General features: G+C 60.5%; 14 protein-coding genes and 2 pseudogenes. 6 read left to right on the forward strand and 10 right to left on the reverse strand.

Annotated features, from left to right (window positions below; all coding sequences use genetic code 11):
- Positions 1–81: 81 nt before the first annotated feature.
- A pseudogene (locus IE224_RS19685) lies at positions 82–276 on the reverse strand (transposase); the annotation flags it as partial.
- A 383-nt stretch (positions 277–659) separates the two neighbouring features.
- Between IE224_RS19685 and IE224_RS21180 the strand changes: the two are divergent.
- The 3 genes and pseudogenes from IE224_RS21180 (at position 660) to IE224_RS19695 (ending at position 2,406) form a co-directional block, all read left to right on the forward strand.
- Positions 660–884, forward strand: a complete 225-nt coding sequence (locus IE224_RS21180; protein ID WP_202380360.1) for a hypothetical protein — start codon at positions 660–662, stop codon at positions 882–884.
- Between the two features lie 23 nt (positions 885–907).
- Positions 908–1,033: pseudogene (locus IE224_RS21465) on the forward strand (hypothetical protein); the annotation flags it as partial.
- A 509-nt stretch (positions 1,034–1,542) separates the two neighbouring features.
- Positions 1,543–2,406, forward strand: a complete 864-nt coding sequence (locus tag IE224_RS19695) for a transglutaminase family protein (protein ID WP_191313102.1) — start codon at positions 1,543–1,545, stop codon at positions 2,404–2,406.
- 94 nt (positions 2,407–2,500) lie between these two features.
- Here the strand turns inward: IE224_RS19695 and IE224_RS19700 are convergent, their stop codons facing one another.
- Together IE224_RS19700 and IE224_RS19705 are read right to left on the reverse strand one after the other, a co-directional pair.
- Positions 2,501–2,953 (reverse strand): hypothetical protein, encoded by a 453-nt coding sequence (locus tag IE224_RS19700; protein WP_191313103.1) that lies wholly within the window; start codon positions 2,951–2,953, stop codon positions 2,501–2,503.
- 304 nt (positions 2,954–3,257) lie between these two features.
- Positions 3,258–3,413 (reverse strand): hypothetical protein, encoded by a 156-nt coding sequence (locus IE224_RS19705; protein ID WP_191313104.1) that lies wholly within the window; start codon positions 3,411–3,413, stop codon positions 3,258–3,260.
- A 147-nt stretch (positions 3,414–3,560) separates the two neighbouring features.
- On the opposite strand from IE224_RS19705, the gene IE224_RS19710 reads away from it, so the two are divergent.
- The 3 genes from IE224_RS19710 to IE224_RS19720 all read left to right on the forward strand — a co-directional run bounded on the left by IE224_RS19710 (position 3,561) and on the right by IE224_RS19720 (position 6,094).
- On the forward strand, positions 3,561–3,791 hold the full coding sequence (locus IE224_RS19710) for a hypothetical protein (RefSeq protein WP_191313105.1): 231 nt from the start codon (positions 3,561–3,563) through the stop codon (positions 3,789–3,791).
- Between the two features lie 120 nt (positions 3,792–3,911).
- On the forward strand, positions 3,912–5,540 hold the full coding sequence (gene groL, locus IE224_RS19715) for a chaperonin GroEL (protein WP_191313106.1): 1,629 nt from the start codon (positions 3,912–3,914) through the stop codon (positions 5,538–5,540).
- Between the two features lie 368 nt (positions 5,541–5,908).
- Positions 5,909–6,094 (forward strand): hypothetical protein, encoded by a 186-nt coding sequence (locus IE224_RS19720; RefSeq protein WP_191313107.1) that lies wholly within the window; start codon positions 5,909–5,911, stop codon positions 6,092–6,094.
- On the opposite strand, the gene IE224_RS19725 is transcribed toward IE224_RS19720, so the two are convergent.
- The 7 genes from IE224_RS19725 to IE224_RS19755 form a co-directional block, all read right to left on the reverse strand.
- Positions 6,079–6,843 carry an SDR family NAD(P)-dependent oxidoreductase gene (locus IE224_RS19725; protein ID WP_191313108.1) on the reverse strand — a complete coding sequence of 255 codons (765 nt, stop codon included), beginning with the start codon at positions 6,841–6,843 and terminating at the stop codon, positions 6,079–6,081. The genes IE224_RS19720 and IE224_RS19725 overlap by 16 nt on opposite strands.
- Positions 6,844–6,995: 152 nt before the next feature.
- On the reverse strand, positions 6,996–7,349 hold the full coding sequence (locus tag IE224_RS21185; RefSeq protein ID WP_229849478.1) for an ABC-type transport auxiliary lipoprotein family protein: 354 nt from the start codon (positions 7,347–7,349) through the stop codon (positions 6,996–6,998).
- A gap of 280 nt (positions 7,350–7,629) precedes the next feature.
- The gene (locus IE224_RS19735) at positions 7,630–8,877 is read right to left on the reverse strand and encodes an MlaD family protein (protein WP_191313109.1); all 1,248 of its coding nucleotides are present in this window, start codon (positions 8,875–8,877) and stop codon (positions 7,630–7,632) included.
- Between the two features lie 4 nt (positions 8,878–8,881).
- The gene (locus tag IE224_RS19740) at positions 8,882–9,661 is read right to left on the reverse strand and encodes an ABC transporter ATP-binding protein (RefSeq protein WP_191313110.1); all 780 of its coding nucleotides are present in this window, start codon (positions 9,659–9,661) and stop codon (positions 8,882–8,884) included.
- A complete protein-coding gene (locus tag IE224_RS19745) occupies positions 9,658–10,749 on the reverse strand; it encodes an MlaE family ABC transporter permease (RefSeq protein ID WP_191313111.1) in 1,092 nt (363 codons plus the stop codon). Before IE224_RS19745 ends, IE224_RS19740 begins: the two co-directional genes overlap by 4 nt.
- Before the next feature lie 236 nt (positions 10,750–10,985).
- Positions 10,986–11,441: a DUF2934 domain-containing protein gene (locus IE224_RS19750; protein ID WP_191313112.1), complete on the reverse strand. Its 456-nt coding sequence runs from the start codon at positions 11,439–11,441 to the stop codon at positions 10,986–10,988.
- Between the two features lie 136 nt (positions 11,442–11,577).
- On the reverse strand, positions 11,578–11,832 hold a 255-nt coding region (locus tag IE224_RS19755), incomplete at its 5' end, for a hypothetical protein (RefSeq protein ID WP_308434867.1).

An 11,832-nucleotide genomic window follows, 5' to 3' on the forward strand; every position in this document is an offset into this window, starting at 1 on the left:
CCACCTCGATCATACACCTCGATGGCCACCCGAGATTACACCGAACGTGCCGGTGAAATTACACCACGTGCTCGGACACTACCTCGACCAGCTGTAATACAGGCTTTGGGCGATCCCTTCGCGACGGCACAGGTCTGCGATACTGTCCTCACCCCGCAGGCCGGCCAGGACAATGCGGATCTTTTCTTCCGCGCTGTGGATCTTACGCGTCGCCCGGCAGATATCTTTGACTGCCTTCTCCGCCTCGGCTTTCGTCGTCATGGGCTTCTTGCTCATCTTCGCTCCATAAGGGCTACGATGAGCCAAGAACCCTCCGTCACGCAATCTGTCTAATCTGTTCCATGGGCGCTGACGTCAGACACTGCCATATTTCTATTTCAAGAGACGCGGCTGGCTTTAGTGCCATAGCGAAGGACTGACAGGCTATCCGGAGAGCCGGTTGACAAGCAGGGACCCTGCGACGCTCTTCCGCCCGAACTTCGAGGCCGAAACGAGAAGCCACACCGGATCAGGGTGCACCAGAACCTTTGGCGTCAGGCGGCGATGTTGCAAGACCGCGCTTCCTGACCAGCAAAGATGAACCTTGAACAGGCCGCATTATCCTCCAGACGGTTCCAGGTGATTTCCTGGTGTCCGCGCGGGCGAAAATTCAAGGAGCCTTGACGAAGGTTCTTCCCAGGCTCAAAGACTTGGGCAGACCTCTTACCGTAAACCTGCCCTTGTGCTTTATCTTGAACATGAGGTTGAAGTGCGTTTGCACGCCGTCACTCGGCAAAGTTCATGCCGCTTCTGGACAAAACCTGCAGCAGCATTTTGCCGCGATCGTTGAAGGTTCGAATGATGCAATCGTCGCCAAGGACCTCAACAGCATCGCTCTGAGCTGAAACTCAGCTAGAACCCCGCTGCAGAACGCATCTTCGGCTATAGCGCGCAGGAGATGCTGGGCAAGCCCATCACCCTGATCATCCCGCAGGATCGGCAGCACGAGGAGGTTGATCATGCTTCCTTGAACCCGAAAACGGCGTTTCTTTAACGCCTCCTCAGGGCGTCGCACGTTAGCTCCCGGGGCGCTGATGCAAAGCCATCGTCCGAAGCCCATATCTCAAGTGTTGCGGCAGGCTGTTCCGTCCGGTTACATAGGGAGGCTCGACAATGGCCGCAGCGATTTCCGACAATCCAGAAGATCAAAAACGCCAACCCAATGGCGCATACACCGACGAAGCTTCTCAACAGAAGTGTGAGGACGCCGAGGCGTTACGGAGGATGGCCGAAGAAGGCGGGTTACTCCGGAAAAAGAACCGCCTTCCCGGGTGGCCATCTCTGGTTTGGCAAAGAAGCCTTATTTAAGGCCGAGGCTAGGGGAACGAGGATCGTGGGGAATGACGAAGCCGATGCGAGGCCGACAATTGCTTCCGTGCCCACGTTCTCTGACGGTCTCTCGCCATCACAGGCTGATTGCAGCAGGCCGTCGGCTTACCGCGCCGGCTTGCAATGGCGATGCTTCGGCTGACGCCTGCATCTGCCCCAACAGAAGGAACCGTCATGCCCATAGTAACCGTGACCCATAGAACCACCTATGCCTATAGACAGCCCGTCATGCTCGGCCCGCACCGGCTGATGCTGCGGCCCCGGGAAAGCCCAGAGCACAGGCTCATCTTGCACGACATCGATATCCTCCCGCGAGCTGACCTTGCGTGGTCGCAGGACGTGGCGGGCAATTCGATTGCGATCGCGACGTTTCCAATTCCGACAGACAGCTTGATGATCGAAAGCCGGGCAAAGATTGACTTGAGCGCGCCTGCGTGGCCGGTCTTTCCAATCGCCGCCACTGCGATCGAATACCCGTTTCTCTACTCTGATGACGAATGGACCGATCTCGGGGCGTTGACGCGGCCCCAGTTCGAAGACAACGAGCGTCTCCTCGCCACATGGATCGAGGGCTTTGTCCTCCACCGGCCCACGGACACGCTGTCCTTGCTGAAGGACATCAACACAGGCATCGCGGCGCAGATGTCTTATGAGATACGGGAAAGCGAGGGCACGCAGTCGCCCCTGCAAACGCTTCGTAGGGGACAGGGATCATGTCGCGACTTTGCGGTGCTGCTTGCAGAGAGCGCACGGGCCCTTGGGCTCGGGGCGCGTCTTGTCTCTGGCTACCTTTTCGATCCCGGGCGCGTCCTGATCGGTTCCGGTGACTGTGGGTCCACCCATGCCTGGGTGGAGATCTACATTCCCGGTGCGGGTTGGATCACCTTTGATCCCACCAACCAAAGCGTGGGATCCAGTAACCTTGTTCCCGTGGCTGTTGCACGTGACATTCGTCAGGCTGTTCCAATATCCGGCAGTTTTTCCGGCAGTCCGGACGCATTGGTCGACATGACCGTCGAGGTGAATGTCGCTGCTTAACCTATCAGGGCAGGCGGTCTCACCATGGCCTTCAAGACAGCCGGAGCGAGCAGCCCCATAAGCCAGAGCTGCTCATCCGGTTTACAGGAGATTGTCAGTGCGACTGGAACTCGCGCGTTTGGTCCCAGTCTTCGTTTGCACGGCCTGGACCTGCATCGCCAACCTTCCGGTATTCGCGTTCACATTGCCAGTCGTGGCCGGAAGACTGCAGGAACGCGTTGGCGGGCACCACGACCGGCTGACAGCTCGTCCTGCTCACCTCTTCATATCCGTGACGGCAGCTCCACCCTGTTCCGGAGGAGCGTCCCGTTGCATCAGCATTCTCCGGAACCACAAGCTTCAGGCAGTCCGCGCCATCCACCCGATAGCCAAGGTCGCAGGTCCAGCCGCTGCCATAGCTGCGCACCTGAGCGTTCTTGGGCGTCGGCCCGGTGCCGTCCTGCGCAAGCACCGGAAGGGCGACAAACACAATAATGCCTGTCAGGGAGGACATCCTCGCAATCAGACGCCTTGGGGGGCGTGCATGCGGCGTGATGGCGAGCGTCATAACGGGCCTTTCTGGCTAGGCCTGTTCAGCCTTTTTGCTGTGGCAGGACAGGCCGGTGAGGCAAAGGAGCGGAGATGCCCGAACGATCTCCTTCTTCTACGGCGAGACGATGCGGTGAGTGCTGACACAAGTTAGCTCCGGCCCGATGTCATGATCCCCAAATGCAACCTGCAGGAACGCCCCCTTTGCAAGGGGGCCAAGTCCCGCAAGCACGACGAGCATGCTTACGGTCTGTTAAAGGTAGAGGTGGTCCGGAATTTTCGACCAGATTGCCGCTCAGCTAAGCTTTGGCATGGGTTTCATGTCAGGCAGCGGCTTTCAGGTGCTGGTTGGCGGTATCATAGGCTTCAGCGGGCGTCAGCAATCCATGAGATGAGTGCGGGCATTTTTCATTATAATAAAGCCCTTCGGCTTTAACCTTCGACATATCCTGCTGAGGGCTGGTCTCCACTGGTGACATGGTCCTCCCGGCACTTTGCGGAGTTTTGGAAGAAAACGGTTCGGGGACTGCTTTCGATCAGTCCAGCATACAGCAATTTCTGCGAAACTACGAATGCATCAGGTCAATCCCTCTGCCCGGACGCATGGCCATGAAGGAGCATCGGAGATGCCGACGGTCAGAAATCATGCAGGACAGGCAGCCCTTTCGATCTGCGAAGCGCTCTTGCCTGCCAAGAGCAAACGCGGGGTGCTGCCGAAGCACAAGATCGTGGGCGTGCTCCGCGACGCCACCCACGAGAACGCCATCGGCTCGGAGCTCGAGATAGAAGAACATCGTGCCGTTGCAGAGTTGATGAACGCCATCATTGCCGACGGGAGCTCGGCTCGACGGTCGTGACGGAAATGTGTCGCAAGTCCGGCGATGAAGACCTTCTGATGAGGAAGGAGAGCACCATCCCCGGGATCAACACGCCATCCGGTAATCCTCGTAACAGTCCCATGCTCAGGAGACCGCAACATGCCCGCAAAAGACGTCAGATTTGGTACAGATGCCCGCCGCCGGATGCTGAATGGCATCGACACGCTGGCGAACGCTGTCAAGATCACCCTTGGTCCCAAGGGGCGCAACGTCGTTATCGACAAATCCTTCGGCGCCCCGCGCATCACCAAGGATGGCGTTGCTGTTGCCCAAGACATCGAGTTGTCGGATCCCTTCGAGAACATGGGTGCCCAGATGGTGAAAGAAGTCGCATCCCGCACCAATGACGAGGGCGGCGATGGCACCACAACCGCGACGGTGCTGGCCCATGCCATTGTCAGGGAAGGCCTAAAATCGGTCGCTGCCGGCATGAACCCGATGGATCTCAAGCGTGGGATCGACAAAGCAGTTGCAGCCGTCGTGGCAGAGCTGAGAACGATGTCGCGGCCGGTCCGGGACAGCGACGAGATCGCCAACGTCGGCGCCATTTCTGCCAACGGAGAAGCTGCCATTGGACGTCAGATCGCCGAGGCGATGGCGAAGGTCGGAGATGAAGGCGTCATCACCGTCGAAGAAAACAAGGGATTGGAGACTGAAACGGAAGTCGTTAAGGGCATGCAGTTCGACCGCGGCTACGTGAGTCCCTACTTCATCACCAATGTGCAGCGGATGATCGTCGAACTGGAAGACTGTGTTGTCCTCCTCCACGAAACAAAACTGACGTCCTTGGCGGCCATGGTGCCGCTCCTGGAGGCGGTCATCAACGCCGACAAGCAGCTTCTGATCATCGCCGAAGACATAGAGGGTGAGGCGCTTGCTACCTTGGTCGTCAACAAGCTGCGCGGAGGTCTGAAAGTCGCCGCAGTCAAGGCGCCCGGCTTTGGCGATCGCCGCAAGGCAATGTTGGAGGACCTGGCGGTGCTGACAGGCGGACAGCTGATCTCCACCGAACTCGGGACCAAGCTGGAAACCGTCACACTGGCCATGCTCGGCTCTGCGAAGAAAGTCGTCATCACCAGGGACACGACCACAATCATCGATGGCTCGGGCGACAAGGCCGCGATCGCCTTGCGGGTGACCCAGATCCGCAGCCAGATCGAGGATGCCACCTCGGACTATGTCAAGGAGAAGCTGCGGGAGCGCTTGGCCAAACTGTCGGGCGGGGTCGCTGTCATCCGGGTCGGGGGTGCCACCGAGACCGAAGTCAAGGAACGCAAGGACAGGGTTGATGACGCGCTCAATGCCACCCGTGCGGCGGTGCAGGAAGGCGTCGTGCCCGGCGGCGGAGCGGCTCTGGTACATGCCGGCAAGGTTCTGGCGCGCCTCAACGGAGATACTCCCGATCAGGATGCCGGCATCAAGATCATCCGCCGCGCAATTCAGGCGCCATTGCGTCAGATTGCCGAGAACGCAGGTTTCGACGGATCGATTGTCGTCGGCAAGGTTATTGACAACGCCAGCACCTCCTTTGGCTTCGATGCGCAGCTGGAGAAATATGGCGACATGCTGCAGGCGGGCATCATCGATCCGACCAAGGTCGTGAGGATTGCGCTGGAGAATGCGGCCTCGATCGCGGGACTGTTGATCACAACAGAGGTCATGGTGGCGCAAAAGGCGGAACGAGCCAGCGGACTGTCTGGACAGCACGAAATGAGCGGTATGATGTAGCCCCGGTATTCGTCTCTGTTAATTGGTGAGATAGCTCCTCCTGACACCAATTGTGCCCACTATGGTTCCAAGAGGACCAGGAGGATCCAGCTATGAAGGACGCATTGATCATCGGAGTTGACCTGGCCGCGCGGGTCCCTTGCATGGAGCAAGAGTAGAGGGTGACGTTGGGATTTGAAAGAAGCCGGCGTGCAAGCAGTATCTTGTGTTCACGCAGCGGGACCGCGCCATCCGAGCCTTGTACCCGCTTCGCGGCAGTTCACGGCTGAACCAGCCAGCCAGACTTCTCTTGGGGCTTGGAGGGCTGCACGATAGACGGCTTTTGCAATCGCCTCGGGCTTGTGGATGGGTGGAACCGGCTGAGCACGATGCGGCACTGGTTCGCTGCCGGGGCTTTCGAAGACAAGGTCGCAGCCGTTTTCGCGGAAGCGGTCAAAGCTGCCCTTGAAGATTTGGCGATCCTCATCGAACAGGCCGAATTTCAGGCTGGAACTGCCTGCGCTGAAGACAGGGATCCAATGGGGGACTCCAGCTGGGTTCAGGGCGCGGTGTAGCCGCCATCGACCAGGTGATAGCTGCCGGTGATGAAACTGGCGCGATTTGACAGAAGGAAGCAGGTCAGCCCCGAAACTTCTTCCGGGGTGCCGATGCGGCCCATCGGATGCATCACCGCCAGTGCCTCAAGCGTTTCGGGCGACAGATTTGCCGACAAAAGCGGCGTGTTGATGAAGGCTGGTCCGACGGCGTTCACCCGCACGCCTTGCTGCGCATATTCCATTGCAGCCGTTCTTGTCAGTCCCAGCAGCCCGTGCTTGGCCGCGACATAGGGCGCGGCCTTGGCGAACCCGACAGAGCCGAGGATCGACGACATGTTCACGATCGAGCCGCCGCCCGCACGCAGCAGGGCCGGGATCTGCCAGCGCATCCCGTAGAAGACGCCATTAAGGTTGATATCGATCACCCGCCGCCAGTCGGCGGCCGGATACTCGCCCGTGGGGACGCTTGGACCGCCGATCCCGGCGTTGTTGACGGCCATGTGCAGATCGCCGCCCTTCCTTTGGGCAAATTCGACCGCTTCCCGCATTGCATCCTCGTCAGAAACATCTGCAGCAAAGACGCAAGCGTTCCCACCATTCGCTGCGATCTCTTCGACCACCGAGCGGCAGGCCTCCGCGTCAAGATCACTGATAACGACCAGAGCACCCGAAGCGCCGAGTTCCAGCGCAATCGCACGCCCGATCCCCGAAGCTGCGCCGGTGACCAGCGCCGTCTTGCCTTCGAAATCAAACCTGATATCCGTCATTTGTGAATTCCTTCATAGCTTTTGCCATTACGCAGAGGCTGCGGTGTGCGCAGAGCCCTCAAACTAGTTCCGTGGTCACGTCGGCAGCGCCGGGACACATCCGGAAGTTGGACCCTTCCGGCACGCAGGATAGTAGCTGCGCGGCCCTTTCCTTATCGACACCCCGCCGGGTTCACACCAGAGGCGCGCAGACCCCAGTCGGTCATCTGCGTGACCAGCTGCCGCGCCCCTGCATCGAAGGCCGGGACCAAATCTGCCGTGCGGGTGCTCGCCGCGGGAACGGTGGCGGCGAAACGACCACGCGAGATTACGTCTGCTTCCATCTCGCTTACCATCTGCGCATCAACCGTCATCTGAATGATCACGCCATCAGGGGTCAGTTCGGCGTTAAAATCCTGGACCTCACTGATCAGGGCATAGTCTCCCGACAGACCGAGGGGAGCGCGGCCGACCTGGGAATAGCTGCCCGTTGCGCCCAGGCTTTGGACCAGCAAACGCTGCAGCATTGCTGGCACCGTATCGCCCACTGCGCGTCTGGCAGGTATTGTGTCTGCAGGGCCGACGGACGGATCATGATCCGGTCGCTGTCGAGCGTGCCGCGCGCTTTTGGGGGTTCGACAACCAGTTCTCCAATGCGGGCCCGCCCGCAGCTGCGGGCAGCAGGAGGGCGCAGCTCGAACAGATCGCGCTCTGGTTCGCCCTGAAGGGCGGACAGAGCACCACATCCCGGCAAGGTGCTCAAGGCTGCGATCAAAACGGCGGGAAGCAGGCGCATGGGAAACCTCATCATCGACGGAATTCAGGGGTACGAGGACCGGATAGCAACTGTGTCGGATTGCGGCGCAGGGTTGAGACAAGCTGATTCATGTTCTCGACCAGCGAGCGCAGATCTTGAGACAAGCGCGAAATCTGGGGCAACGTGTCAGCGGCAAATGTCTGCACGGGTGCGCGGGCGCCCTCGATCACGATACCCAGCGACTGAAACGCCACAGCGGCCGAGTCTGCGGCCCGACGCAGGCTAGCGGTGATTTGCGGCAGATCTTCTGGCAGGCTGGCCAGCGCGGTGTTCACCGCAGCCAAAGTGCCACGCAGGTCGCCGGCCACGGGGGCAAGATCGCGGCTGATGACCATTTCTGCCGCGTCAAAGGCGCGCGTGCCTGCGGCCAATGCCGTGTCGAGACCGTCCAGGCTGGTCGCGCCTCGTTCACTGAAAGCGGTCAACCCGGCAGCGCTGCGTTCCAACTGCTGTGTCAGCGTCGTCAGATCGCCTGAAACATAGCGGTCCACCCGGTCCAGTGTCGCCGTGGCGGCGCTCAAAGTGGTCTCGGCCTCGGACGCGGCATCGGCAAAACGCTCCAGCGTCACGCCGGCACTGCGGCTGAGGCCATCCATCTGCGTTCCAAAGGCCGCAATGCCCGTGGCAGCTTCTGAAATCGCCTCCGTCGCTGTGGCCACATCGTCCAACGCCTGATCCAGGTTGCCGCTGGATCGTTCCACATTGTCCAGGATCGCAGCCACCCGGCCCTGATTGTCCGGTCCCAGGATTTGGGACAGCTGTTCGGCGACCAGGCTGAGGCGGTTGATGATCTGCGGCCCCTCGTCGCTGAGCGTCTGCAGTGCCGATCGGCTGGAGGCGATGACCGGCACAGCAGAGGTGTCGGTCTCTCTGAGCAAGGGCGCGCTCTCGGAGCCTGCGGTGACCGCAACAAGCGCCACGCCCGTGACGCCCTGCACCTCCATTGCGGCAACGCTGTCACTGCGTATGGGCGTATCCAGGATCACCTCCAGCCGAACCCGGACAGGCAGGGGATTGCCGGGGGCCAGCTGCATGTCCACGACCCGCCCGACCGGCAGCCCTGCGAAACGCACGTCAGACGACGGACCGAGGCCTGACACGTCCGGGAAGTACACGTCATAATAGGCGAATTGACGGTCCAGTTCCAATTGAGCAAACCACAGAACAAACCCCAGGATGCCCAGGAAGCCTGCAATCGTGAAGGCCCCGATCAGGATATAGTTGGCTTTGGTTTCCATGGGATCAGTCCTTGTCCGGGATGCCTTCGTTCGCAGCGCGCGCCCGAGGCCCGTGGAAATACTCGTGCACCCAAGGGTGATCGACCTGCAGCATCTCGGCCATCGTGCCGGTTGTCAGCACCTTGCGTTCGGCCAGCACCGCCACGCGGTCGCAACAGGCGTGCAGCGTGTCCAGGTCATGTGTCACCAAAAACACCGACAGGTTCAGCGCGTCGCGCAGCGTCACGATAAGCCGGTCGAAGGCCGATGCACCGATCGGGTCCAGCCCGGCCGTAGGCTCGTCCAGAAAAACGATCTCCGGGTCCAACGCCAGCGCGCGAGCCAGTCCCGCCCGCTTGCGCATCCCTCCTGAAAGATCCGAGGGATAATTGCCGTTGGCCTTCCAGGGCAGCCCCGCCATCGAGACCTTGAGTTCCGCCAATCCCTGTCGCTGTGTATCCGAAAGTCCTGCCACGGCCTTCAGCGGCACCTCGACATTCTCGCGCACGGTCAGCGACGAAAAGAGGGCTCCGTCCTGGAACATCACGCCCCAACGATGTTCCAGTGCGCGACGGTCAACACCGGAAAGGGTTCCGATCTGCTTTCCCAACACCTCGATTGTGCCGCCTTGGCACGCCTCAAGGCCCACAATGGCGCGCAGCAGGACCGACTTGCCAGTCCCGGACCCGCCGACGACGCCCAGGATCTCGCCACGCCGCAGGTCCAGGTCCAGCCCTTCATGCACGACGTGATTGCCAAACTGCGTGCGCAGGCCGCGGACGCGGACAACAGGACCGCCGTTCACAATCCCACCTGCGCGAAGACGATCGAGCAGGCTGCGTCGGCGATGATGACCGCAAAGATCGCGCTGACTACGGCGGACGAGGTCATCCGTCCAAGCGATTCAGCATCCTTGCCGACACGCATCCCGGCATGACAGCCGATCACGCCAATGATCAATGCGAAAACCGGCGCCTTGGTCAGCCCGACCACGGCATGGCTGACGCTGACATCTGCCAATCGCGCCACAAAAACGGCCGGAGAAATGCCCAGCTCGATCCAGGACATGACCGCCCCGCCCAGCAGTCCGGTCAATGCCGAAACCAGGCCGAGGATCGGCAGCATCAAGACCAAGGCCAATATGCGGGGCAAAACCAGCACCAGATCGGGGTCAAGCCCCAGGGTCCGCATTGCGTCGATCTCCTGGCGCATCTTCATCGACCCAATAGACGCGGTCAGCGCCGAGGCCGTGCGTCCCGCGACGATGATCGCGGTCAGCAGAATGCCCAGCTCGCGCAGGATCGAGATCGCGATCAGGTCGACCACGAACACCTCCGCCCCGAATTGGCGAAGCTGGTCCGAACCTTGGAAGGCCAGGACCACACCGATGAGGAAGGACATGACGGCAACGATCGGCACGGCACGCAAGCCGGTTTCCTGGCAGTGATGGATCAGGGACGTCGCAGGAAATCGTGACGGGTGGCATAAGCCCCGCCAAAGCGCCGCCAGGGTGCGTCCCAGATACTCGGCCAGCTCGCTCAGATACACCAGCACCCCGGCCACGCGACGCCCTGTCCCCTCCAGAGTGCGACGCCACCAGGCAGGAATTTCGACGGCCGGGTCCGGCACCGGCAACGCCTCAGTGACGGTCGCAAGCAGACTGGCATGATGGTCCGACAGTCCGGTCAGCCTGCCGCCTGCCGCACGTCGCCGCGTCAGTTCCCATGCACCTGCCGTATCCATCCGGATCACCGCAGCAAGATCAATCTGCGCCGCATCTGGCGTGTCAGACAGCTTGCTCAGCGTCCACACGACCAGCTGGCCGGACAGGACCACACGCTTGTCGACAACATCAACTGACAGGTCACACAAGGCCGTATCGGCAACCTTCATGCCCACCTGCATTCGCTTTTTGCGTAAACAGCGGCGCGCGCTAGGGGGCAGCAGCCAAGCTGTTCCGCCGAGACGGCGGGAATGCGGATTGCTAGTAGAAGGGGGTGGAGCAAGCTTGATAGACCTTTGGTTCTTGACGAAAACGCTGCCTGGGAATTGCTTATGGCTCGGCGGCGCCAGGGTGATGCTCTTTGTGGTGGCCCTTGCGCGGTGTTCCTCACGCCGCTCCCCAATCGTTATTGCGACTGGAACTCGCGGGTTTGATGCCAATCTTTGTCGGCGCCGCCGTCCGGACTCCCCTCTTGCTGCCACAGGACATAGGCACGCCCCTTGAGATGCTGCTCGAGGGCACGATGCCAGAACTCTTCGGCGCGTCCGTCTGGCCGCCCTTCCTGTTCCCACAGGGCATAGGCCTGATCACGAACAGCCTGTTCTAAGCCAAGTTTGGTTTCCGAAGTGGTGCTGATCTCATCGCTATAGGGCTGCAGCCGGCCTCCCCGGCTTTGGTGCATCCGGGTGGTCAAGCCAGGGAGTTCGGCGTGGGGAACGAGCATACCATGAGCGGCAGCCTGCAAGGCTTTGGCCTTGTAGTCGGCGTCGCTGGCAACTCTGTCGGCCTCACCAAGTGTGATGGGATAAGTGTGCAGGACCCGTCCCTTGCTGTCGATAACATCTACAAGACGTTCTTCCATAGGTATCTCCCAGGATTGCCAGGCTCTTTCTGGCTACGGCGTCTTCCTGACGCCAAGGATGATGGGGGCCGAACACATGATGAATAACGCTCACCGAAGCAGGTTCAGGATGCCAATCGGCGCACGCAAACCCACATCACGGGTGCCGAACCGATTTGCCACCAACAATGATTGCGTTGATCAGGTCAGCAGCAGCCCGGTGCTCCTTCCTGTTTACCTCAGTGCCAATGGCGTTCTCGTGGGCAGCCGCGGCATCCCGCAGAACTCCCATGATCTCGTTTTCGGGCAACAACTCGGCGTCATTCATGGCAAGCAGGAGTGACTCGCAGATGGAAAGTGCAGCTAATCCGGCGTATTCGTTTGCAGTGGACATCCACAAAGTTCCTTTTAG

The organism is Paracoccus aerius (assembly GCF_014656455.1).
In the GTDB taxonomy this organism is placed as follows: domain Bacteria; phylum Pseudomonadota; class Alphaproteobacteria; order Rhodobacterales; family Rhodobacteraceae; genus Paracoccus; species Paracoccus aerius.

Bases quoted from the DNA above. Each gene is read 5' to 3' on its own strand.
- IE224_RS19695 (WP_191313102.1), top strand. From the start codon at position 1,543: ATGCCCATAGTAACCGTGACCCATAGAACCACCTATGCCTATAGACAG.
- IE224_RS19700 (WP_191313103.1), bottom strand. From the start codon at position 2,953: ATGACGCTCGCCATCACGCCGCATGCACGCCCCCCAAGGCGTCTGATT.
- IE224_RS19705 (WP_191313104.1), bottom strand. From the start codon at position 3,413: ATGTCACCAGTGGAGACCAGCCCTCAGCAGGATATGTCGAAGGTTAAA.
- IE224_RS19710 (WP_191313105.1), top strand. From the start codon at position 3,561: ATGCCGACGGTCAGAAATCATGCAGGACAGGCAGCCCTTTCGATCTGC.
- groL (WP_191313106.1), top strand. From the start codon at position 3,912: ATGCCCGCAAAAGACGTCAGATTTGGTACAGATGCCCGCCGCCGGATG.
- IE224_RS19720 (WP_191313107.1), top strand. From the start codon at position 5,909: ATGCGGCACTGGTTCGCTGCCGGGGCTTTCGAAGACAAGGTCGCAGCC.
- IE224_RS19725 (WP_191313108.1), bottom strand. From the start codon at position 6,843: ATGACGGATATCAGGTTTGATTTCGAAGGCAAGACGGCGCTGGTCACC.
- IE224_RS21185 (WP_229849478.1), bottom strand. From the start codon at position 7,349: ATGCTGCAGCGTTTGCTGGTCCAAAGCCTGGGCGCAACGGGCAGCTAT.
- IE224_RS19735 (WP_191313109.1), bottom strand. From the start codon at position 8,877: ATGGAAACCAAAGCCAACTATATCCTGATCGGGGCCTTCACGATTGCA.
- IE224_RS19745 (WP_191313111.1), bottom strand. From the start codon at position 10,749: ATGAAGGTTGCCGATACGGCCTTGTGTGACCTGTCAGTTGATGTTGTC.
- IE224_RS19750 (WP_191313112.1), bottom strand. From the start codon at position 11,441: ATGGAAGAACGTCTTGTAGATGTTATCGACAGCAAGGGACGGGTCCTG.